Origin of the sequence: Nonlabens sp. (assembly GCF_018401815.1) — a bacterium.
In the GTDB taxonomy this organism is placed as follows: domain Bacteria; phylum Bacteroidota; class Bacteroidia; order Flavobacteriales; family Flavobacteriaceae; genus Nonlabens.
Map to the genome: position 1 here is coordinate 527693 of NZ_JAGYKG010000001.1, position 23467 is coordinate 551159.

25 protein-coding genes and 1 tRNA gene are annotated in these 23467 nt (G+C 36.5%); 8 read left to right on the forward strand and 18 right to left on the reverse strand.

The annotated features are described in order from the left end of the window. The first annotated feature begins 169 nt into the window (after positions 1–169). Together KG732_RS02405 and KG732_RS02410 are read left to right on the forward strand one after the other, a co-directional pair. Positions 170–583: a BLUF domain-containing protein gene (locus tag KG732_RS02405; protein WP_213520787.1), complete on the forward strand. Its 414-nt coding sequence runs from the start codon at positions 170–172 to the stop codon at positions 581–583. A gap of 172 nt (positions 584–755) precedes the next feature. Then, the gene (locus KG732_RS02410; RefSeq protein WP_213520788.1) at positions 756–1874 is read left to right on the forward strand and encodes an FAD-binding oxidoreductase; all 1119 of its coding nucleotides are present in this window, start codon (positions 756–758) and stop codon (positions 1872–1874) included. Between the two features lie 602 nt (positions 1875–2476). Here KG732_RS02410 and KG732_RS02415 read toward each other — a convergent pair. The 12 genes from KG732_RS02415 to KG732_RS02470 form a co-directional block, all read right to left on the reverse strand. Beyond that, on the reverse strand, positions 2477–2944 hold the full coding sequence (locus KG732_RS02415) for a hypothetical protein (RefSeq protein ID WP_213520789.1): 468 nt from the start codon (positions 2942–2944) through the stop codon (positions 2477–2479). A gap of 3 nt (positions 2945–2947) precedes the next feature. Then, positions 2948–4492 carry a hypothetical protein gene (locus tag KG732_RS02420; protein ID WP_213520790.1) on the reverse strand — a complete coding sequence of 515 codons (1545 nt, stop codon included), beginning with the start codon at positions 4490–4492 and terminating at the stop codon, positions 2948–2950. Between the two features lie 194 nt (positions 4493–4686). Beyond that, on the reverse strand, positions 4687–5094 hold the full coding sequence (locus KG732_RS02425; RefSeq protein WP_213520791.1) for a hypothetical protein: 408 nt from the start codon (positions 5092–5094) through the stop codon (positions 4687–4689). Between the two features lie 627 nt (positions 5095–5721). Next, a complete protein-coding gene (locus KG732_RS02430) occupies positions 5722–6255 on the reverse strand; it encodes a hypothetical protein (RefSeq protein ID WP_213520792.1) in 534 nt (177 codons plus the stop codon). Position 6256: 1 nt separating this feature from the next. Further along, positions 6257–7246 carry a hypothetical protein gene (locus tag KG732_RS02435; RefSeq protein WP_213520793.1) on the reverse strand — a complete coding sequence of 330 codons (990 nt, stop codon included), beginning with the start codon at positions 7244–7246 and terminating at the stop codon, positions 6257–6259. A gap of 182 nt (positions 7247–7428) precedes the next feature. Then, on the reverse strand, positions 7429–7800 hold the full coding sequence (locus KG732_RS02440) for a hypothetical protein (protein ID WP_213520794.1): 372 nt from the start codon (positions 7798–7800) through the stop codon (positions 7429–7431). 188 nt (positions 7801–7988) lie between these two features. After that, positions 7989–8414, reverse strand: coding sequence for a hypothetical protein (locus KG732_RS02445; protein WP_213520795.1), 426 nt, complete (start codon positions 8412–8414; stop codon positions 7989–7991). 16 nt (positions 8415–8430) lie between these two features. Next, entirely contained in the window at positions 8431–9627 is a 1197-nt protein-coding gene (locus KG732_RS02450) for a M10 family metallopeptidase domain-containing protein (protein WP_213520796.1), read from the reverse strand. A gap of 636 nt (positions 9628–10263) precedes the next feature. Beyond that, a tRNA-Ser gene (locus KG732_RS02455) sits at positions 10264–10348 on the reverse strand. A 68-nt stretch (positions 10349–10416) separates the two neighbouring features. Beyond that, positions 10417–11493, reverse strand: coding sequence for an asparaginase (locus tag KG732_RS02460; protein ID WP_213520797.1), 1077 nt, complete (start codon positions 11491–11493; stop codon positions 10417–10419). After that, the gene (locus tag KG732_RS02465) at positions 11483–12613 is read right to left on the reverse strand and encodes a 1-acyl-sn-glycerol-3-phosphate acyltransferase (RefSeq protein WP_213520798.1); all 1131 of its coding nucleotides are present in this window, start codon (positions 12611–12613) and stop codon (positions 11483–11485) included. The genes KG732_RS02460 and KG732_RS02465 overlap by 11 nt, the downstream gene beginning before the upstream one ends. A 37-nt stretch (positions 12614–12650) precedes the next feature. Continuing rightward, positions 12651–13418, reverse strand: coding sequence for a TatD family hydrolase (locus KG732_RS02470; RefSeq protein WP_213520799.1), 768 nt, complete (start codon positions 13416–13418; stop codon positions 12651–12653). A gap of 147 nt (positions 13419–13565) precedes the next feature. Here KG732_RS02470 and KG732_RS02475 point away from each other — a divergent pair, with 147 nt between their 5' ends. Next, entirely contained in the window at positions 13566–14006 is a 441-nt protein-coding gene (locus tag KG732_RS02475) for a TIGR02281 family clan AA aspartic protease (RefSeq protein WP_213520800.1), read from the forward strand. A 50-nt stretch (positions 14007–14056) separates the two neighbouring features. Here the strand turns inward: KG732_RS02475 and KG732_RS02480 are convergent, their stop codons facing one another. Next, the gene (locus KG732_RS02480) at positions 14057–14887 is read right to left on the reverse strand and encodes a DUF6252 family protein (protein ID WP_213520801.1); all 831 of its coding nucleotides are present in this window, start codon (positions 14885–14887) and stop codon (positions 14057–14059) included. Between the two features lie 128 nt (positions 14888–15015). On the opposite strand from KG732_RS02480, the gene KG732_RS02485 reads away from it, so the two are divergent. The 5 genes from KG732_RS02485 to KG732_RS02505 all read left to right on the forward strand — a co-directional run bounded on the left by KG732_RS02485 (position 15016) and on the right by KG732_RS02505 (position 19284). Continuing rightward, positions 15016–15519 carry a 30S ribosomal protein S16 gene (locus KG732_RS02485; RefSeq protein WP_213520802.1) on the forward strand — a complete coding sequence of 168 codons (504 nt, stop codon included), beginning with the start codon at positions 15016–15018 and terminating at the stop codon, positions 15517–15519. Positions 15520–15530: 11 nt separating this feature from the next. Further along, positions 15531–16058, forward strand: a complete 528-nt coding sequence (rimM, locus tag KG732_RS02490) for a ribosome maturation factor RimM (RefSeq protein ID WP_213520803.1) — start codon at positions 15531–15533, stop codon at positions 16056–16058. A 22-nt stretch (positions 16059–16080) separates the two neighbouring features. Next, on the forward strand, positions 16081–16821 hold the full coding sequence (locus KG732_RS02495) for a methyltransferase (protein WP_213520804.1): 741 nt from the start codon (positions 16081–16083) through the stop codon (positions 16819–16821). Between the two features lie 191 nt (positions 16822–17012). Continuing rightward, complete coding sequence (locus KG732_RS02500) at positions 17013–18197, forward strand: acyl-CoA dehydrogenase family protein (RefSeq protein WP_213520805.1); 1185 nt, start codon at positions 17013–17015, stop codon at positions 18195–18197. A gap of 301 nt (positions 18198–18498) precedes the next feature. Continuing rightward, positions 18499–19284: a DUF3050 domain-containing protein gene (locus KG732_RS02505; RefSeq protein ID WP_213520806.1), complete on the forward strand. Its 786-nt coding sequence runs from the start codon at positions 18499–18501 to the stop codon at positions 19282–19284. A 59-nt stretch (positions 19285–19343) separates the two neighbouring features. On the opposite strand, the gene KG732_RS02510 is transcribed toward KG732_RS02505, so the two are convergent. The 5 genes from KG732_RS02510 to KG732_RS02530 all read right to left on the reverse strand — a co-directional run bounded on the left by KG732_RS02510 (position 19344) and on the right by KG732_RS02530 (position 23425). Further along, entirely contained in the window at positions 19344–19625 is a 282-nt protein-coding gene (locus tag KG732_RS02510; protein WP_213521224.1) for a NifU family protein, read from the reverse strand. After that, positions 19625–20770: an Mrp/NBP35 family ATP-binding protein gene (locus KG732_RS02515; protein WP_213520807.1), complete on the reverse strand. Its 1146-nt coding sequence runs from the start codon at positions 20768–20770 to the stop codon at positions 19625–19627. Before KG732_RS02515 ends, KG732_RS02510 begins: the two co-directional genes overlap by 1 nt. 211 nt (positions 20771–20981) lie before the next feature. Further along, on the reverse strand, positions 20982–21389 hold the full coding sequence (locus tag KG732_RS02520; RefSeq protein WP_366508897.1) for a GreA/GreB family elongation factor: 408 nt from the start codon (positions 21387–21389) through the stop codon (positions 20982–20984). 97 nt (positions 21390–21486) lie between these two features. After that, on the reverse strand, positions 21487–21873 hold the full coding sequence (locus KG732_RS02525) for a DUF2237 domain-containing protein (RefSeq protein ID WP_213520808.1): 387 nt from the start codon (positions 21871–21873) through the stop codon (positions 21487–21489). 151 nt (positions 21874–22024) lie between these two features. Next, on the reverse strand, positions 22025–23425 hold the full coding sequence (locus KG732_RS02530; protein WP_213520809.1) for an alpha/beta fold hydrolase: 1401 nt from the start codon (positions 23423–23425) through the stop codon (positions 22025–22027). Positions 23426–23467 lie beyond the last annotated feature (42 nt).

Here is a 23467-nt window from a genome sequence, read left to right on the forward strand (position 1 = left end):
GATAGTAAAATTTTTGCTATGTTTTACACATGGCTTAGTACTAATATAAAATGTACCCAGGATTTTTAAGAGCTAATAAAAATGCTAGCAAATCCAAATAGTACTGGATCATTTCAAGTCATTTTTTTAATTTCACACAAATGATATATATTTATCACAATTTAGTTTTATGAGATCTTTATATACTATTTGTTACGTCAGTAAAGGGGCGCCCGAGCTACAAGAAAAAGACATAGAGGAGTTGTTCCACTACACATCCACAGCAAATAATAAGAACGCAGTAAGCGGGATTCTTTTATATTCCCTTGGGAATTTTTTTCAGGTTTTAGAAGGAAATGAAAAACACCTGTTACAATTGTACCAAAAGATCAAAGAAGACCCCAGACATTTAGAAATTTACGAGGTATATAACAAACCCACTCATCGCCCCGTCTTTGAGAATTACAAATCAACCTTTGATATTGTAAAAAATTCAAAAGACCTAAAAAAGCTTATTGCTTACCTCAATCAAGATCAATCGAATAGTACTAATCACAAGCTAAAAAGACTTCTCCGACCTTTTGATATGTTAGATGAATTGTAAATAGCCTGATTTATCTGATAGATAAAAAACAAGCAACACCTGTGTAACGGTTCATCTGTCTTTTGATTTTTATTGCGAGGATACCACTTATAAGGGCTCTACTTTATTTCCTATTTCATAAATTCAACCCTTGGAAATAGCTCAGCAGGCGTTACAATAAAAAATACGGCTTATGAATTTATCTTATTGGGAAATAAAGTCTTGGCTTACCGACGTAGATTTTACTGTGGTCGGTAGCGGAATCGTTGGTCTTAATTGTGCTTTAAGTCTGAGAAAACGCTTCCCAAAAGCGGCCATATTGATCTTAGAAAAAGGTGTTTTACCTCAGGGCGCCAGTACTAAAAATGCTGGTTTTGCTTGCTTTGGAAGTTTGAGCGAACTCATAGATGATTTAGAAAACCACCCTCCAGAAGAGGTCTTACAACTGGTAAAACAACGCATAGCTGGATTGCAGTTGATGCGTACCACTTTGGGTGACAAGGCTATAGGCTATCAAGAATTAGGTGGTTACGAGCTCTTTTTAAAATCTGATGAAGAACTCTATGCCACTTGCCTTCATCAAAGAGATGAAGTCAATAAGCTATTACACCCCCTTTTTAAGGCTCCTGTATTTTCGCTCAAAGAGAACAGCTTTCACTTTAACCATATCAAAGAGCATTACAGCTTTAATCCTTTTGAAGGCCAAATTGACACAGGTAAAATGATGACCTCCTTATTAGCGCTGGTGTACAAAAGGAACATTAAGATTTTAAACAATATCACGGTAGAAGATATCTCACAACATGGAAGTCAGGTACAAATTAAAACTGATCACTTTGAATTTTCAAGCTCCAAAGTCTTTATAGCGACTAATGGATTTGCCTCGCAACTTTTAAATGAAAGCGTTCAACCCGCCAGAGCGCAAGTGCTCATTACACAACCTATAAAAAACTTACCTATCAAAGGAACCTTTCATCTGGATAGAGGTTATTATTATTTTAGAAATATAGAAAACAGGATCCTATTAGGTGGCGGTAGAAATCTCGATTTTAAAGGGGAAGAAACTACAGATTTTAATCAAACAGCGCTCATTCAAAACAAACTAGAAGAGCTTCTTAAAACCATCATTTTACCAAACACTCCTTTTAAAATAGACCATCGCTGGACGGGCATTATGGGCATAGGAACGACTAAAAAGCCTATTGTAAAACAACTCAACGACCATGTGTTTTGTGGCGTGCGATTAGGCGGGATGGGAGTTGCTATAGGAAGTTTAGTAGGTAAAGAACTGGCCGATCTTTTGGATGGATAACACAAGACTCCAAGATTTCTAAAGTAAAAATACTATTAAAACCACCCTCTATAGCAGTATAGATGACTAAGCAGTTATCAAAAAAGTATCATTAGATAGCCCATATGGAGCGAGTTTAAGGTGTTTGGAGAAATTAAGTGAAAATCACTTGTTTTTCACCTCAGTTCGGTGTTATAGGTAGTATTATAAATCAATCAAATTGTCTATGCTCATTATTTCCCATTCATTCTTATTTTTCATAAATTTCAATACTCTTTCTGAACCACCTTTACTCAGCTCGCTATTTTTATTTTTGAACTTAACTATGCTGTGAAACTGTCCTAAGAAAAGGGGTGACTATAATGAGACATTGGCAATGAAGGTTTCTTTTTTTAGTTTTCTGTTTTGGGTTACCACTAACTGTCAAGTATATGGCTCGTAGCGAGCAAAATAGCGATTACTTTTCGGTTAAGCTAAAGCCGAATTTTTAGATTTACTAATTATTTTAGTTTTGAGAACTTGTCAAATTTAGAAATATGACGACTTTTCAAAAACCCTCAAATCATTGATTAGGAAATAATTTGGGCTGTTTTTTACGCATCTTGTTATAGGTATTTTACAATTTAATTATGTTCTGAATATTCTATTTTTTTTACTAAATTATCTTCCATATGAAGTCTTAATTTAATTATTCTAAAATCTCCCCAACTACGACCAATAAGCTCATATTCTATTATTTCTTTTTCAGAATCAATTTTTAATGGCTTTCCAAAAACACTTTCAACAGTGTCTTTTTCTTTACCAATCAAATAATTGGATTGAACTAAATCGTCAATCATTTTATATCTTTCGCTTACATTATTTTTCCAAATTGATTTATCAAATTTTCTTTGAGGAATTTTAGTAATGTGAAATAATAGTGAGACTGATAATATTAAATATAGAAAAATTGACAATATTGCTGATACAATATTCGCACCTATTTTTCTTTCTTTGAAATAACTTACTTTTTTAATTTGCTTTTTTACTAATAAAAAAAGCAAAAAGATCATTCCAGCTAGAATCGCTAAACTCAGTATTATCGAAATCATAATTTATAAATTTGTTGGAACAAGAATACCGGAACTGTTGATATACTTAAAACTCCCATTAAAAACGGCTTGTAGTATGGCTGTTGAAATTGTCGCTTCACTAGTTAAAAAGCTGTAATTTTCACGAAGGACTCTTCCCTTATGGTTATTATAAAAGTCCATAGTAACTGGTAAACCAGTTTCCCCCCATTCATGTGCATCTGCAAAGTACTTCATTATTCTTGAACCAAATTCAGCTGTTCCAAGTGCGTTCCAAAATGCATGCCTAAAAGCATCAGCTTTTCCATCCTCTATGCCAGTAAGCGTATTGTTAGTTACAAGCTCCCAGGATCTATCTAGTGCGGTATTGCTATTTTCAACATGAAGTATAGCTTGAGCAGGGTACGCAGCAAAAACGATAACTTCTCTTCCATTAGGTCTTTCATCATCAATATCAAAATTGCCAGAATTTATAATAAAATCTTCATCGTTCCACCAATTAAAAGGCAAGCCATTTGCTGATCCGGGATAATTTGATAGGGTAAAGTTCATGTGATTGTCAATCGCAATAACCACAAGTTCATCATATAGATTTTGGTCATAGTAACTACCTTGTTCTAAAAAGTTATTTAATTCATATATCAATGAAATATTCCGCGTTGTATTAATCCAGTTTATTTGGGCTTCTAATAGTTGTGCACCTAATGATTGAATCAGATTACCTCTTTCAATATCATCAGCACTAGTTATACATTCATCACTACCAGTAATTCCCGTGTCGCCTAGTGAAGATTCGCATGTGTCTGATGGAAGAGGGGCAGTTGGTGTAGGATCACCAGCTCCACCACCAGTTCCGCTACCAGTTCCTGTTCCGCTTGAACCTTCACCCCCACTACTACTGCAACCAGCATCTATAAAAACAGTTTCTGTCCACATGTAAGCAGGTGTACAAGTTGCTCCAGCTACATGATATCCGTCCTCAGGGTCATCATAAGGCCAACTACAAAAAGTCAAAATAATAGTCTCTACACAATCTCCTGTTTTTGCAGAAGTTCTAGATGCAGAAGAATCGTTTAGACTTAAAGGTTCGTATTCAATTGCACCTTCGAAAGGTGTCTGATGGTCATTAACAAATTCGTTAAGATATTCTTGTGTTGGTGAATAATTTAAAATAAAAGAGTTGACTTCGATATCATTTACAGTTTTTATAATAAGATTACTAAAGCTAAAGTTAACCTGGTTTTCTCTGCGAACAGGTATTGTGTATGTAGTTGTCCCGGTAGAATCTGTATAAACATAAATATCACTATTTTCAATAACTGTAAAATTGTTTGAGTTAGCATCTGCTCCTGTCTTAAACAGTGTGCTTTGATTTTTCAATCGTGAGACGTAAGAATTAATATTTTGAAAATCGCCAATGCTACCTTTTTTGATAAATGGGTTGTTTCCATTTTCAATTAATGTTTGATTGTCAATATCAACTGTCTCATTTTCACAAGAGACTGCCAATAGGCAAATTCCAACCAACAAAGTTGTTAGTTTAAGTAAGTTTTTAAAATTGTTTTTCATTTTTACCATTGTTTAAACTTATTAAATTAAGTTTAATGTCAGGGGATATTGCCTACAACGGTCTAGTATAACCGTCAGTTACGGGTTAATATGCCTTAATTTTCGGTTTGGTACAGACTTTAGCAATTCCGAGTGGATTCGGACGCAGTCGAATCCGCCGTAATTGCGGTTATACATTGTTGGCAAATCGTTTTTTATTTTCTTTCCAGAATTAAATCAGGTCCGTCAACATAAGATTTTCCCAATTTCATTTTTCCATTAGTTAAGTTATATGTCCATTTAGAGTCATTAATTTTAACTAACAAGACTTTTGGGTCAGTCGTTCCTCCTCCAAGATAGTCTTCACCAAAAAAGTATTCATATTCTCCTTCTGGATAACCAGCGTTTTGTCCTTCAGTCACTTTCAAAATTCCACTTGACTGAAAGTTGTAAATTATATTTTCATTTGAATAATCAGTTGAACTCTGTCCTCCAAAATTGAAAATTTGAGCCTCCATTAATTTCCATTCACCTATTATTTCATTATTCATAGAGTTGTCATCGTCGTTTGAACAACTTGAAAATATTCCAATTGAGATAATTAAGATTATAATTTTTTTCATAATAAAAGTATTTGTTTTTTAATAGATAGATTCATTCCCAATTGGTTGCGCCAAAATGTTTGCCAACTATTTATATGAACACTATGTAATACATATCCTACCGTATGATATGGGTAAGGTTAACTTTTCGCGATAGTAGCCTTTCCAATTTGTTGTCACAAGGAAGAAACATTCTTGATATTCGTTAAAGTATTATATACTTGTTTTGTTGATGATGGAGTTGTGAACAGGTCATTGAGTCAACAAATAAAACGCTATTCATTTAATTTAGGTTACGGGTTTCCTTATTCCTTGACATATTGATCTAAATCAATATGAAAAACTTATGTCAGTAATCTTCTTATTATTTCAATTCTAGACATTGACATGGAAGGTTTCTTTTTCACTTTTTTTAGCGATTGATATAATTGGACATCGGTAGTTATCATTTTATGAAGTTTTCCCATTTCCTTGTCCGATAATTCCTTAGCAATTTGATATACAGATGCAGCGGTTAACATAAATTTTCCTTGGATCTAAAATAAGGCTCTAGAATCCAATAAATGGATCTAAGAGCCTAGCATAATAATGTCTCAAATATTGAAGAAAAGAGTTGTTTTTCACCTCAGTTCGTTGTTATAGGTAGTATTATAAATCAATCAAATTGTCTACGCTCATTATTTCCCATTCATTCTTATTTTTCATAAATTTAAATACCCTTTCTGAACCACCTTTACTCAGCTCGCTATTTTTATTTTTAAATTCAATTCTGTTGAAAATGAGAATTGTGTTGTTATCAATTTGATATGGCTCCGAAAAAGTATATACTATTTTTGTTTTAGATGATTTACTAATTTTAGAATTTGATATTATCTTGAGATTTTTTACAGATAATTCTTTACTATAATTTAAGTTTAATTGATTACTTGACAAGTTTTTAATTTTATTAGCATCAATCAAACCAATTAAAGTTATTGAAGATTTGATGTCATCTGTTAAAACAAAATTTTTGTCAATATCATAACTTATATAAAACATATCGATATCAACTTTTTCGAGTTCATTAAAAATTAAATCGTAGAAATTAATTTTATTTTGACTTTGAGCATATATTGTCAAATCAGATTCATTTTTATCTTTACAATTAAAGAGTAGAATAAGTGTGATTAAGATGTATTTCATTTTATAGATTTTTAAGTATAATTTCTGCATTTTGTATCCAAACACTTTGTCCGTAAACATCATTTTCAAATAATAATCCTTCTTCTTGTGGATATTGCCATGCGTCTCCGTTGTTATTATAGTCTCCATAGTGTACAAATTCATGTAATATTGTAACTCCAATAAGAAAAGCCATTGCATCAGCTAAATCTGTACCACTAGTCGAAGTTTCTAAAAGATTTACTAAATCTATATCTAGATATAAACTATCAGGATCAACACTTTTTTTAAACATTCCGTAAGCACTGCCCAATTGTTCAACTTTAATTACAGTACCTCTGCCCCATTGTAAATTTTCTTGAATTTGAGCAGTAGTTAAATTGGTGTAAGTTTTTATAGATTTTATAATAGTAGTATTGTTTTTTAACGTAGGAAGTTGATTTTTTAAATATTCTGTTAATTTTGGATATAATGTAGCATAATTACTGCCAGTAGGATACTTTACGAATGGAAATGCTGTAACCAAAGTTCTATTTATAGCAGAATCGATAATTTCAGCAGCTTGATTTTGATAGGCGTTTTGATTTGAAAAGTTACCCGCCTCTATGAAATCATTTAAATTATAAATCAATGCTATATTACGCGTTGTATTAATCCAGTTTATTTGGGCTTCTGATAGTTGTGCACCTAATGATTGAATCAGATTACCTCTTTCAATATCATCAGCACTAGTTATACATTCATCACTACCAGTAATTCCCGTGTCGCCTAGTGAAGATTCGCATGTGTCTGATGGAAGAGGGGCAGTTGGTGTAGGATCACCAGCTCCACCACCAGTTCCGCTAGCAGTTCCGCTACCAGTTCCTGTTCCGCTCGAACCTTCACCTCCACTACTACTGCAACCAGCATCTATAAAAACAGTTTCTGTCCACATGTAAGCAGGTGTACAAGTTGCTCCAGCTACATGATATCCGTCCTCAGGGTCATCATAAGGCCAACTACAAAAAGTCAAAATAATAGTCTCTCCACAATCTCCTGTTTTTGCAGAAGTTCTAGATGCAGAAGAATCGTTTAGACTTAAAGGTTCGTATTCAATTGCACCTTCGAAAGGTGTCTGATGGTCATTAACAAATTCGTTAAGATATTCTTGTGTTGGTGAATAATTTAAAATAAAAGAGTTGACTTCGATATCATTTACAGTTTTATAATAAGATTACTAAAGCTAAAGTTAACCTGGTTTTCTCTGCGAACAGGTATTGTGTATGTAGTTGTCCCGGTAGAATCTGTATAAACATAAATATCACTATTTTCAATAACTGTAAAATTGTTTGAGTTAGCATCTGCTCCTGTCTTAAACTGTGTGCTTTGATTTTTTAATCGTGAGACGTAAGAATTAATATTTTGAAAATCGCCAATGCTACCTTTTTTGATAAATGGGTTGTTTCCATTTTCAATTAATGTTTGATTGTCAATATCAACTGTCTCATTTTCACAAGAGACTGCCAATAGGCAAATTCCAACCAACAAAGTTGTTAGTTTAAGTAAGTTTTTAAAATTGTTTTTCATTTTTACCATTGTTTAAACTTATTAAATTAAGTTTAATGTCAGGGGATATTGCCTACAACGATCATGTATAAACGCAGTAGCGGATTTTATTTAGCTTCTTTTTAGTTGATAAAATAAATTATTCAAAACAATAGCGGTTCAGGTGCAAGCCTGAACCGCTATTGCGTTTATACCATGTTGTAAACAGTTTATGGCACTCTAACTAGTCTAAATTTGCATCCTTCAAAACAGGCATAATTTAAAGGCGTTATTTCTAAAATATCGCTTGAGAGAATGTAACTGTATTTAAAGGTACCGTCAGGATCCTCATAACCCATGGAAAAGTTAGGGCATTCGTAATCCAAAGTAATTTCTTCATTCGTTGTAGAAACTATCCCTGTCGAACAATTCATGTATTGATTAGAGGTAAAGGTGTTATTAGTCAAAAATTCGATTGTAAACATTTCGTCTGTTTCAGCATTTCTCCATCCGGAGCCGTTAGGTGGATGGACAAAAACTTCTGTTAAAACCCATTTTCCATTTATTTTTTTATCTGATGAGGTGCTGCTCTCTTCGGTTTCGGAGCATCCTAGAATAAAAAGTAATGATAATAAACTTATAATCATCGATTTCATAATATTAGTATTTAAATTAATCATTTCCGGCAGGGCCGATATATAAATCATCGTCTCCTAGCTCTTGTTCAACAGTGTAATAATTAGTTATCCAGTCGCTACAACCACAGATATTCTTTGCTCTTACTTTGTATGGCCATACACCTTCTTGTGTTGGATAAACACTTATCACTTTATTTCTTGGTGGATTGAAACGAAATTGGACATAAGGCATTTGCCATTCATAAGAAAGCTTACCATGTTCTGGATAGTTAAAGTTTTGATGATCCGCTGTAAATTGATACCAACGATGAGTGCTAATTTCAAAATTACCAGAGCTGTAGAAATATAACCCGTAAGTTCTTGGCTCGCCTATCCAAAAGTCTTCCCTGATAACCTCACCATTCGAAAGAGTTGCTTCCACCCATCCAGCTTCTCCATTATTTCCTAGTAAATTCGGTGATATATCTATTGTACTTTGGTTTGAAGAGTTAATTTGTAAATTATTTGAGACAACCCATGATGAAGCATTAAGACTTGTATTACAATTTTGAACAATTGATACCGTATAAGCGCTTCCAAGGCATAAAAAGTCTAAAACCGTTAATTCTATATTTTTAATTGGATTAGATCCATATATTGTTTGTATTCCATTGATGTCGTCAATATCCAAAAAGCGATGTGAACCAGTATAGAATGCATACATCAATGCATTTGTATCAGTTGAATGATCTAAACCTAGAGAATGACCTATTTCATGAGCTGCAACTGTTACCAAATCTATAGGTTGGAAAGAATTTGTCTGAATAGCATCCGTCCAAGTCTCATCATCATCAAAATGAATATCTCCTGCAATAGCACCTCCATTCGGCGGTGGGTAAAAGGCATGGGCAAGAACACCATTGCTTCCATCAAATGGAAAGTCATCGCCATGATTATTTGTTCCCCAAAGTATTACAATATCGGCTGTTGAAGCAGAATTAACTTGTGTAAAGGTTAATGGTGTGTAACATGACCAAATCTCAAAAGCTTCAACAATTGCAGTATTTTCCAAAGTACCAGCTATGTCAGATGTTCCGTTTTGTATGAAATACGTTAAATCGTTACTATTCCATTTATTGCCTTGAATAGTGAAGTTTTTTGATCCAAAATATATTGGGCCATCATCATACCTAATTTGACCGTATGACCATGTGGCAAGTAAAATTGTTAAGAGAAGTAAAAGTTTTTTCATTTTTCCTTGTACTAAGTTAGTTAAAATTGTTTACAACTATTTATATGAACACTATGTAATACATATCCTACCGTATGATATGGGTAAGGTTAACTTTTCGCGATAGGAGCCTTTCCAATTTGTTGTCACAAGGAAGAAACATTCTTGATATTCGTTAAAGTATTATATACTTGTTTTGTTGATGATGGAGTTGTGAACAGGTCATTGAGTCAACAAATAAAACGCTATTCATTTAATTTAGGTTACGGGTTTCCTCATTCCTTGCCATATTGATCTAAATCAATATGAAAAACTTATGTCAGTAATCTTCTTATTATTTCAATTCTAGACATTGACATAGAAGGTTTCTTTTTCACAGTAAGCAGGAATTATCTTTAAGGATTAAAATTCCAATTCACAACTTAAAAACGAAGTTAGATGAGGGTAGTGAAATTAATGTGGAATAGGTTTCACGAGTTCATTGAACAATTACGGGAGTTTTTTTAGCCTTTGCGACAGAGGCAAATAAGAAAATAACTTATGAAGTATTTTTATGGTTTCTATGTTATGATAACCATTACAGTGAGATAGGTAGCGCTTACTTTATGCCCCTTAAAAAATAAAAACCTCATAAACAGTTGTTTATGAGGTTCAAAGCAGAGAGGAAGGGATTCGAACCCTCGAAACGTTGCCGTTTACACGCTTTCCAGGCGTGCGCCTTCGACCACTCGGCCACCTCTCTAGTTTTTGGTTAGCGTTTGCAATAATAAGGCAATATACCTATTGAAGCCAATTTTTTTATCTGAAAGTCTATTCGGTTATTTCCCCTCTTAAGGAGGTCTCAAAGTATCTTTTAAAACTTTCGGGACTATCGGTATGCTGCAATAAATACATCATTTTTGCTAATGCTGCCTCGGTGGTGATGTCCTTACCAGACACCAGTCCTATTTTCTGGAGCTGTATACTTGTTTCATATTTCCCCATAGCTACAGCACCGCCTATACACTGAGTCACATTTACCATTCGGATTCCCTTTTCTAAAGCCTCTTTTAGAATGGTTACCAACCATTTTTGAGTAGGTGCGTTACCACTTCCATAAGTTTCTAAAACAATACCTTCTAATCCATTGATCTGGCATATCGCACGCACTACTTCCTGGGTAATTCCTGGAAAGAGTTTTAAAACGACCACACGATCCACCAACCTAGGGCGGTACCTCATTAGGTTGGGATCTGGTACAGGTGTTTTTTCTTGTTCCGCTTTCGCGAAAGCGGGATCCTCTACCTGCCATTTCCACAATAAGCTCCTATCTATAGTTAAATTCACCCCACTAATTGCTAGTGGCGGATAGTTAGGCGAGCTAAAAGCTTCAAATTGTTCAGCATTCATCTTTGCCGTTCGGTTAGCTCGATACAATTGGTATTCAAAATAAATACAAACCTCTTTAATAATAGGTCCATCCTGATCCTGTTCTACCGCAAGTTGCAGACTGGTGATCAAGTTCTCCTTGGCATCGGTACGTAAATCACCTATAGGCAATTGGGAACCTGTAAGTATAATGGGCTTGGTAAGATTCTCAAACATAAAACTGAGCGTGCTCCCCGTATAAGACATGGTATCACTACCATGAAGTACTACAAAGCCGTGGTAATCGTCATAATTCTTATGGATCACATCACCTAGTTTGCGCCACTCTTCTAGGTTCATGTCTGAAGAATCTATAGGATGATCAAAGGAACACGTATCTATCTCACAATCCAACTGTTTTATTTCTGGAATATGCACCAGTAATTTTGAAAAGTCAAAAGCCCTTAAAGCTTTGGTCTCCGGATCTTTCATCATACCAATGGTTCCACCAGTATAAATCAATAGTATCTTAGGCTTCATTAGTGACGGCCAGTTTTTCTTTGTTCAATACAGGTCGTGCATACATGTTTAAGAAGCTTTCTACTGCTTTACGGTCTTCTACATTAACTCGTAAACGCAACCTGCGTTCAAACTGCTGCATGTCGTGGTCGGAATAATGCGCTTTGTATTTAGCACTGTTTGCTAGTAAATCATGGGCGACATAATTAGTAGGCCAAAGCTTGTAATTGGTTTGTATTTCTCTATCCAGGTGTTGCACTATGCGCTGCAATACTTGATTAGTGCTTTGCTCTTCTAGAGTTTCTATATGAAAGGGCTTTGCCGCGTGGATGTGAATGTGCTTTTTCTGACCTAAAGCTCCTTTTAAAATACTATTAAAATCTTCATTTTCAGATTTGATGTATTCTTCATCTGCTTCTTTGGCAAGTAATTCGGGCACTTTTAAAATATCCGTAGGATCATACTCATAAGAAATGGATACCGGGACAATACGCAAATTATTTAAATAATTCTCTAAACCTTCTTTACCTGCAGCGAGTGCAATCATTTTAAGCACCCCTTGCTCTGTGATATCGTTACCGTCTTTTGTGCGACCTTGACGTTGCGCTATCCATACACTTCTATTATCTTCATGAGTTAAGGACTTGATGTACTCGCTGAGTTTCTTGCTACTCATTAAAATCTCCCTAGGACTTACTCCTCTTTTTACTATAAAATTACGAGTAAGGCGGCTTAGCGCATTGACAAATGGACGTTGTACTAGGTTATCTCCTATAGCACTTGCGGTTCTTATCAGGCCTTTATTAAAAAGGGTGAGGTTGATCAAAGAAGTATCTAAAACAATGTCCCGATGGTTAGATATAAAGAGGTAACTCTTATTAGGGTCCAACTGATCAAAACCTGAAGTAGTAAAACCTGCACTAGATTCTGCCAATACCCTCTCTACGGTTCTACAAATCACATCACGTTGAAAATCATTGATCGACTTACAAGAGAGTATGATTTTTTTTGCCTCTTCATAGTCCATGTCTTTAAACGTGTACTGAAAAAGTGATTTTATCATGGGATGGCGCACTGCGCTTTGAAGTGCTATTTGCACTTCAGCGTCATTAAAAAATCGTATGTCGTCGTATCTATTCAAATCTTTGAGCTAGAAAACAAATGTAATGATCTCCTTTTTATATTCCGAAGACTTCGCGTGAATTTACAGTTGTAATTTCTGCAATTTCTCGAATCTCTTTATTGTAAATAGTGGCTAACTTCTTTGCTACTTGAATTAAATAGGCACTTTCATTGCGCTTGCCGCGGTAAGGGACTGGCGCCAGATAAGGGGCATCTGTCTCTAATACGATTTCAGAAAGTGGAATTTGATCGAGAAACTGATCTATTTTACCGTTCTTAAAAGTAACCACACCGCCTATTCCCAATTTCATTTTTAATTCTACAGCGCGTTGTGCTTGTTCCAAATTACCCGTAAAACAATGAAATATGCCATGAAGTGAACTGCCTTTATAATCGTCTAAGACCTCAAACACTTCGTCAAATGCAGCCCTACAGTGAATTGCAATAGGGAGTTTCTTATCTATAGACCACTGTATTTGTGTATGAAAAGCTTCTTGTTGTTGCGATTGAAAACTCCTATCCCAATACAGGTCCATACCGATCTCCCCCACCGCTATATAAGATTCCTTTTCTAGCATTTCAGCTACATGAGCGAGCTCTTCCTTATAATGCTCTTTTACATGTGTAGGGTGTAAGCCGCACATTAAATGAACTTGCGATGGATATTTATTCTTGAGATGCAGCATCGCATTGGTATAGCTCGAGTCTATGGCTGGTACAAAAAAACGTTCTACTCCAGCGTCAAGAGCGCGTTGTATCATCGCTTCTTGGTCTTCATCAAAAGCATCACTGTATAAATGCGTATGGGTATCTGTTAATATCATCAGACAAAAATAAGGATTGCTATAGGCATGCTTTCTCTTTTTTAAAAGAAGTTTGCTACACTAGTATTCTTATTTCTTTTAAAGAAGTTCCTACAGTACTTGTTGACCTACAAAAGCAGAATTATATTTACCCTTTAAACCTATCTCATGGCATCACTTAAAAAATTACTTTATTCCCAAGGCTATATAGCGCACCAACTGAGGGTGGCGCCAAAAAGTGGCCATATAGTTACCAAAGCATCCATAAACGGACATCCGGGAAGGTTTATCATAGATACCGGTGCCAGTGCTACTTGCGTGAATCAAGCCATGTATAAAGAATTCCAACTAGAAACTGAATTTATGGACCGAAAAATAGGAACCGCTAGTGGCTCTCTACGACCTCGTATTTCTCATCACAATACCTTAGAATTGAGTGATTGGTCTGATGAGGATGTCACCTTGTTAAGTATGGATATGAGTTTTATCAATAAGGCTTTGAAAACAGAAGGAATGCGTGCTATCCAAGGACTATTAGGAGCCGACTTCTTAATCGCTTCAAAAGCGATTATAGATTATAATAGCAAAAAGATGTTTTTAAAGCCATAAAAAATGCCTTGATAGTGACCTCAAGGCATTTTTTTTAAATGGGGTTGTAATTAATAAGAAACACTAAAGGCGCCGTTAGTGATATCAAAATTATTTGGTGGACCAGTCACAAAATTAAAAGTTCCTGAAAGCGTACTTGCGGCAGCATCTGCTGTTACAACTTCTAGAGTGCCGGTTACAGAAGTAGCACTAGCGCCACCGCTAGTAGTATACGTAGCCGTATAATCACCACTAGAAGCAAACGAATAAGACCCAGGAGTTACCGCCACTGGAATACTTAAGGTAATCGCAGCTGAACTGTTGGAACCACTTACTAAAATAACTCCAGAAGAATCCACCGCAGCTACCGTTTGGGGATTAAGAGCTACACCATCCACGTTAGCGTTAAAGCTATTAGAAGAGGAACCACCACCGGTTCCTAATGGACCATCAAATGGCACTTGAAAAATAACACCCTTTCTCATATAAAGAGAGTCTGCATTATTTGCTAAATAACTTACAAAACTAAAGGTTCCTGTAACACCACTTAGAGCATTAACTGAGGTAAGACGTACTTCTCCAGTTCCATTTCCCAAGTTAGAAGAAAAACTCTCCGACCCACTAAAAGTGTAAATAGCCTCGCTTTGAGAACCTGCTCCTAGTCTATAAATTCCAACTCCGTCATCCTCCAAATTGAACTCTAATCGTTCTAGGGAATTCTGTCCAATTACAGAAAGTGTTCCGTCGGCATTTACCGTAGCACTCATTTGTGAAGACTTAAAGAATTCTCCGTTACGAACTGCTTGAATCGCAGGTACATTGTCCTCTTCTAAATTTTCAGAACAAGATCCAAAAGTAACGATCGCTAGAGCTATTAACAGGTATTTACTAATCCGTTTCATAAAAATAAAATATGTGTTGCAACAAATGTAAATAAAATATAAAGATATGATGTAGATAATTAAATAAATGATATTTTTGCATCCTCAAATTAATAATCAGGGTCGGGCACCCATAAACTTTAATAGTTATGCCAGTAAAAATTAGATTACAAAGACACGGTAAAAAAGGAAAACCATTTTATTGGATCGTTGCAGCAGATGCGCGTTCAAAAAGAGATGGTAAATATCTGGAAAAATTAGGTACTTACAACCCTAACACCAACCCAGCAACAGTACATCTCGATGTAGATGGAACAGTAACTTGGTTAGAAAATGGTGCACAACCTACAGATACAGCGCGTAACTTATTAAGCTACAAAGGTGTGATGATGAAGAAACATCTTAAAGGTGGTGTGCGTAAAGGTGCATTCACTGAAGAACAAGCTGAAGAAAAATTCAATGCGTGGTTATCTGAAAAAGAAGGTAAGATTGCTGGTAAGGCATCGGGTCTCCAAGCAGATGCTGAAGCCATGGCTGCAAAAGCTCTAGAAGCTGAAAAATCAGTTAATGAAGCTCGTATTGCGGCAAATACTCCAGTAGTAGTGGAAGAACCAGCTGCTGAGAGTGCTGATGCAACAGGAGAAGAAGAGTAAAAACTTAGGTCATGCGTAAAGAAAAATGTTTTTACGTAGGTACCGTAGTTAATAAATTTAGCTTTAAAGGGGAGTTATTAGTTAAACTAGACACAGACGAACCAGAGCTTTTTACAGAAATGGAATCAGTTTTTATCGAGATCGGTAAAAATTTGGTTCCATTTTTTATTGAATCTAGTCAGTTGCACAAGTCACTTCTTCTAAGAATAAAAATAGAAGATATAGATGATGAAGCTGCAGCAGACGCCATGATGAAGAGAGATCTTTATCTACCTCTTTCTTTTCTTCCTGCACTAGAAGGGAATAAATTTTACTTCCATGAGGTCATTAATTATAAAATGATAGATACCCATCATGGTGAGATAGGAACCATTACAGGTATCAACGATATGACCACTCAAGCTCTTTTTGTAGTAGATCACAACGGAGATGAAATACTAATACCGGTCAATGACTATTTTATAGATCAAGTAGACCGGGAGCACCAGACCGTTACAGTTACCACACCAGAAGGGTTGATCGACCTGTATCTTTCTTAAACTTTATGAATTGCCCTAAATCATGAGCCTATTCAAATTCAAAGAATTTACCGTAGCTCAAGATCGATGTGCTCAAAAAATAGGTACTGATGCTGTTTTATTAGGCGCCTGGGTAACCCCCCATCAAGAACCTAGAAGCATCCTTGATATAGGAAGTGGTACCGGAGTTATTTCTTTAATGCTCGCACAACGATTCCACCACTCCAATATAGAAGCCCTAGAAATAGATGTAGATGCCTATGAGCAAGCAACAGAGAACTTTGAAAACAGTCCATGGGGCGATCGTTTATTTTGCTTTCATGCTGCATTCCAAGAGTTTTATGAAGAAGTAGAAGAGCGTTACGATCTCATTGTAAGCAACCCACCCTTTTATGATGCGGTTAGCGTCAAGAATGAAGAACAAATTGAAGACAAACGCCAGCAGGCCAGATTTGATGACGCCTTACCTTTTGAAGAACTGGTATATGGGGTATATCAATTGCTGGAAAAGGATGGGACTTTTGCCTGTATCATTCCTAAAGATCGAGAAGAGCGTTTTTTAGAAATAACTGCTCATTTTCAGTTGGAACCAGTGCGTACCACCTACATTAAAGGCACTAAAGACAGCAAAGTAAAAAGGGGATTGATAGAATTTCGCTTTCGCGAAAGCGTGCAAAACAATCCAGCCATTCCTAAAACAGAAATGCTGGTCATTGAAAAATCAAGACACGATTATACAGAAGACTATATAAGTCTTACCAAAGACTTTTACTTAAAAATGTAATTTTACTTGGTCTGCTAAGGCTTTGTAAATGAGCATTAGAAGAGTTCCTACACAAACAATACGCAATCGATGGAAAGATTAAAAATAATTAGTTCTGATTCCTTAAGAATCAATTATTTTTACGACCAAAACACTTTAATAACAAAAGCTTTAAATTTTATATTTTTAGTTTTGTATTTAACATCTAAAGAATGAAACCAGATTTATTTGAAGCACCAGATTATTATAACCTGGACGACCTTTTAACTGAAGAACATAAAATGATTCGCGATGCTGCCCGTGCATGGGTAAAACGCGACGTATCCCCAATTATAGAGCAAGCAGCGCAAGACGCAAAATTCCCTAAAAGCATTATTCCAGGCTTGGCTTCTATTGGAGCTTTCGGCCCGTATATTCCTGAGGAATACGGCGGTGCTGGACTGGATCAAATTTCTTACGGATTGATCATGCAAGAGATCGAGCGCGGTGATAGTGGTGTGCGATCCACAGCATCTGTACAATCTTCTCTAGTGATGTATCCGATATGGAAATACGGTAGTGAAGAACAACGTCAAAAATTTCTTCCCAAACTTGCTAGCGGTGAGTTCATGGGATCCTTTGGTCTTACAGAGCCCGATCACGGTTCTAACCCTGGAGGTATGACTACAAATTATAAAGAGGCTGGAGATGGAGCGCATGTCATTCTTAATGGAGCAAAACTTTGGATTTCTAATAGTCCTTTTTGTGACGTTGCTGTCGTATGGGCAAAAAATGAAGAGGGACGCATACATGGAATTATTGTGGAACGTGGTATGGAAGGGTTTTCAACTCCAGAAACACACAACAAATGGTCTTTAAGGGCTAGTGCCACTGGAGAGCTGATCTTTCAAGATGTCAAAGTACCTAAAAGCAATATTTTACCTAACAAATCTGGATTAGGAGCACCATTAGGATGTTTGGATTCGGCGCGTTTTGGAATAGCTTGGGGAGCCATAGGAGCGGCAATGGATTGTTATGATACCGCCTTGAGATATGCTAAGCAGCGCATTCAGTTTGGTAAGCCTATTGCTGCATTCCAATTGCAACAAAAGAAACTTGCCGAAATGATTACCGAAATCACCAAAGCACAATTGCTCGCATTGCGTTTGGGACAACTTAAAAATGAAGATCGCGCTACTTCAGCACAAATTTCTATGGCAAAACGAAATAATGTAGATATGGCCATCAAAATTGCTCGTGAAGCCCGACAAATTTTAGGTGGTATGGGAATTACAGGAGAATACAGCATCATGCGTCACATGATGAACTTAGAAAGTGTGATCACTTATGAAGGCACTCATGATATACACCTACTTATCACCGGACTAGATATCACTGGTGAGAATGCCTTTAAGTAAGCATCACCTTATGTACACATCCCATCAAATCCTTTTAAGCAATTAAAAGGATTTTTTTAGAACTCCACTCTTTGTGAAGCAGCTAGTACGTGCTGTTTTATTTATTCTGCTCTTGCTAGGACTAACCAAACGATATAATAACGGGGCAGGCGCTCTAATAAATGGAAAAGAAATACACCCCGTTTATTTGACAATGAAACAGCTGTAAGGATACCAAATGAAGTTAATACTTTATTAATTCCATCTTGTAAGTAGCAATGCTATTGCTGCGGTGTTTATTTTTGTACCTTAATAAGTAGTCATGAAAGAAAACATCATATCTAGTGAAATTAGCGACGTGCGTAACCGATTATTACATCATCAACTCTATACAGAAATAAAAACTGATGAAGACCTACGCACATTTATGTCTTCTCATATTTATGCGGTATGGGACTTTATGTCGCTATTAAAGGCCTTACAAAATTCACTTACCTGTACTTCTACTCCATGGGTGCCTAAAGGAAATCCAGACCTAAGATACCTCATCAATGAAATAGTGCTCGCTGAAGAAACCGATCAGGACCAACATGGCAACAGAATGAGCCATTATGAAATGTACCTCAACGCAATGAATGCTGCTGGAGTTGCTACAGAAAAGGCTCAAGATAACATTACAAAATTATCTCAGTCCGATCATATTCTTGATGAGATAGACAGCTCTGCATTAGCTTCCCATATTAAACAGTTCTTAACATCCACGTTTAGCATCATCCAAAGAGGGAAAGATCACGAGATTGCAGCCGCCTTTACTTATGGTAGAGAAGACTTGATTCCTGAAATGTTTACAGAAATTCTTAGCGGATTAGCTACAACACAAATAGCAACTGATCTGGAACCGATTACCTACTATTTTGACAGGCATATTGAATTAGACGGCGATGAACACGGACCTATGGCACATAAAATGGTAGCCATGCTCTGTGGAGATGACCCTATAAAATGGCAAGAAGCAGCTCAAGTTTCTAAAGAAGCTCTTGAATCAAGAATTACATTATTTGACGGTATTTTAGAGCAGATCCAGTCGCCAGCATTAGAATTGGCTTAAACCCCAACAAAAAAACCGATTCTTAAGAATCGGTTTTTTTTAGCTGCTCAATAAAACTATTACAGTTTTAATTGATCTCTGTTATCTTCTTCTAAGGTTTGCCCAGAAATATCTATCACCGTCTCAATTTGTGGAGCGTGTTTTTTGATCGTGAGTTCCACACCAGATTTAAGGGTCATTTGATTGACATGACACCCCACACAGGTACCTAATAAACGAACTTTTACAAACTTATCTTGATCTATAGAAACCAATTCTATACCTCCTTGATCTCTTTGTAAAAAAGGTCTGATTTCCTCTAAACCTGCTTCTACAGCGGCTGTCAACTCTTCTCCTGTCATCATTGTTTTTTAGTTACGGCGCTACAACCTGCCATAGTAGTAATTTTAATTGCCTGTGTAGGTGGCAAGGCGTCATTTCTACGCACCGTTTCTGAAACTACTTTTTTAGTGATTTCGATAAATGCTTTTTCTATGTCTGTCCCCTCTTGCATGGCTGCTGGTCGCCCTACATCTCCTGCTTCTCTTATAGATTGTATCAATGGCAATTCGCCTAAAAACGGAATGTCTAAATCTTCAGCGAGATTTCTTGCTCCGTCTTTACCAAAAATATGGTACCTGTTTTCTGGTAATTCTGGCGGTGAGAAATAAGCCATGTTCTCAATAATTCCTAAAACAGGCACATTAATGCTTTCTTGTTGAAACATCGCGACTCCTTTACGAGCATCAGCTAGTGCAACTGTTTGAGGTGTAGAAACTACTACTGCACCTGTTAAGGGTAAGGACTGCATAATACTTAAATGAATGTCTCCTGTTCCTGGAGGTAAGTCAACAACTAAAAAGTCAAGGTCTCCCCAAGCCGCATCAAAAATCATTTGATTCAATGCTTTTGATGCCATAGGCCCACGCCATACGACCGCCTGATCTGGTTGTGTAAAGAAACCTATAGAAAGCACTTTTACTCCGTAACTTTCGACCGGCTTCATTTTTGATTTACCGTCGACGTTTACAGAAAGTGGTTTTTCATTTACAATGTCAAACATTATAGTGGCACTAGGACCGTAAATATCCGCGTCTAGAAGACCTACTTTAAAACCCATTTTTGCAAGAGTTACTGCAATATTTGCAGTAACCGTAGACTTACCTACGCCACCTTTACCAGATGCTACTGCAATAATATTATCAATACCTGGAATGGCTTTTCCTTTGATCTCTGGTTTCTTATCGGCCGTTTCTGGAGCCTCTACTTTAAGGTTAACCTTAATCTGTGCTTTTGCATACACTTCTTTATGAATCGCCTGTAGAATAGAAACCTCTGTTTTTTTCTTTGCTTGCAGACTGTGGTTATTGATGGTTACATCGACTACGACCTCATCTCCAAAAACAAGTACATTTTTAATTGCACCGCTTTCTACCATGTTTTTACCTTCACCTGGAACCGAAATGGTTTCCAATGCTTTAAAAACGTCTTTCTTTTCTATTTTCATTTTGAATTTTAGAGTATTATTCTATGAGTCATTTCAAACGTATTTTAAGTAATACAAATAACATTACAAAGGTACTACTCAAAGCTCGTAATTAAAAACCATTCTAAATAAAAGGAATAGATAATCATTATACCGCTTTAGCCCCGCATCGATTGCGCATCATTTGCTATTTTAAAATGATAAAGCGATCTAGAGCACTTTTTCCAATTACTTAAATGGCCGTCCCGTATGTTATGTCTTCTGTGTAAAGCGTCCTGTTCTCGCCTCCTAATTTAAAATCAACGGTCCCTCCTACTTTTGCCCCTATAATTGCTCGAGCGATAGGCGTGGTAAAAGCTATTTTTCCCTGAGCGACATTTGGTTCGTCTACTCCTGTAATGGTAAACACCTGATGCGTTTTTAGTTTTAAATTGTTAACTGTTACAGTGGCGCCAAAACGTATTTCATCTTGAGGTTGCTCTTCTAAAAGAATGGGACGGGCCGATTTTATTCGCTCGTTAAGTAATTTTATCCTTCCAAGAACTAAAGTTTGTTCGCGCCTTCTTTCCTTCTCATCTTCTACCGCGATTCCAGCAACATTTTTTTCTAATGCATCTAGTTCTTTTCTTAACAGGATTATACCGCTAGGAGTGACCTAATTGATCACTTGATCAGGCAACACTGCTCTTTGAGGTATGACTACCGGTTCTTCTTGATCTCCTTCTCTGACATATCCTCTACTCATCTAGTCTGTATTTCTTCAACATTTCTAAAGTCGTATACTCTAGTGCCTTGTCATCAGTTGAGGCAAGTGAAATCTTAGGAGCAACACCAGCTTTTTCAGCTTCTAACCATCTTAAAATACACAAGCACCATTTATCTCCTGCCTTTAAACCAGGGAACTGGTATGCAGGAATAGCACGAGTAAGATCGTTTCCTTTTGATTTGGTATACTCTAGAAATTCTTCCGTCATGACTGCACAAACTACATGAGTCCCTTGATCTTCAGTTGCCGTGCGACAAAAACCATCTCTCCAATAACCCGTCATAGGGTCATTGCAGCAAGATTCTAATGCAGTGCCAAGCACGTTTAAAGCGATAGATTTTTCAGTAGTTTGTGACATAGTATAAAGCGGTATTGAACATATGAGTAGAAATAAATAATTCGACATTATTCTGTTTTTAGTTAAGTCTCTATTGATGAATAAAAATGACACCATCTGTCTTAAAATGAACTGCTATTCCCGTAAAGGATATTTTGACCTTAGTGGCTACCTACTTGAACCGTTTGTTAATCCAGCTTGTTATGAGCTGCAAGGTCTCTGGATCAAAGGTCTCTTCTATCTGATCGTATTCTACGCCACTACCAGTTGTTGCATTTTGAAATAAATGGTTGAGGCCTGGTAGTGTGGTTAAGGTGACGTCTTTATTTTTCGCTTTCGCGAAAGCGGATTTCATACCAGCTAAATTGATTTCAGGAATCACTTGATAATCTAACGAGCCATTGATCGCCAGCACTGGGCAGGTTACTTGTTCCAAGTTAATAGCGGGATCATAAGTTAAAAAGAAGCGCATCCAGTTGCCAGAAAATTGCTTGCTTACCTCTGTGATATATTGTTCAGAATATTTAGACTCTAATGCATCAGGTGCTTTAGTTGCTGCAGCCGTCATCATTATTTTAAGTTCTTGTTGAAGAGCTTGGTTGGTAGCGTTTTTAGAAGCTAAAATCTTTTGGAATAGTTGATCCATTAAGTTCATTTCAAAATTCAGCTCTTTTTCTGGTGCGCTTTGAAGCTCGGCTCCTTTTCTCATTTGTGGTAAGAGTACTTGATCACCTCGCAAACCTGGTCCTGCCAAAGAAACAAAGAAAGCCACGTCTTTTTTATTGGTTGCAATTACTATGGGGGCAATCAAACCCCCTTCACTATGCCCTATAAGACCTATTTGTTTTTTATTGATATCCTTACGATTCTTAAGGTAATTCACCGCCGCTTCTACGTCAGTAGCAAAATCGGCACTAGTGGCATCTTGGTGTATTCCTTCAGATTGCGCGACACCACGATCATCATACCTCAACACGGCTATTCCATTTCTGGTTAAATAATCTGCAAGTACTAAAAAAGGTTGGTGACCTAATAACTCTTCATTTCTGTCTTGAGGTCCAGAGCCAGAAATCAAAATCGCTACCGGCGGATTCTTCGCTTCTGAAGGCAGTGTTAAGGTTCCTGCTAATTTGATGTTGTTTGCCTTTGGATTGGTAAAAAAGACATCTTCTGTTTTATAAGGAAAAGGGGCTTTAGGTTCTTGAGGTCTGTTGGGTTGTACTTCTACATAGGCCTTCTTCTCTAGATTCATCTCTGCAGAAAAACCACCTTGATTAAAGGTCCCTATGATTTTACCTCCTTTTAGTTCGCCTTCGTATTTTATTTGATAAGCATTAAGTACTAGGGTGATTTTACTTCCTTCTACAACTGCCGTATCCATAGGTAAAAAGGTTTTAGATTGCGAAGGGCTTTGCATTTTTGCCTTATACACATCATCTGTAGTTGAAATATCAAACACCAGTGGCATTCCTTGAATTCCTCCCGTCCAAGAACCTACAAATTCTTGTGCTTTTGATTCTAAAGAATGGAGTAAAACTATGATCCAAAAAGTAATGTTGAGTATTGTTTTCATGTGTTCAATTGTTATGTAAATTCAAAACTATATTTTAAAGAT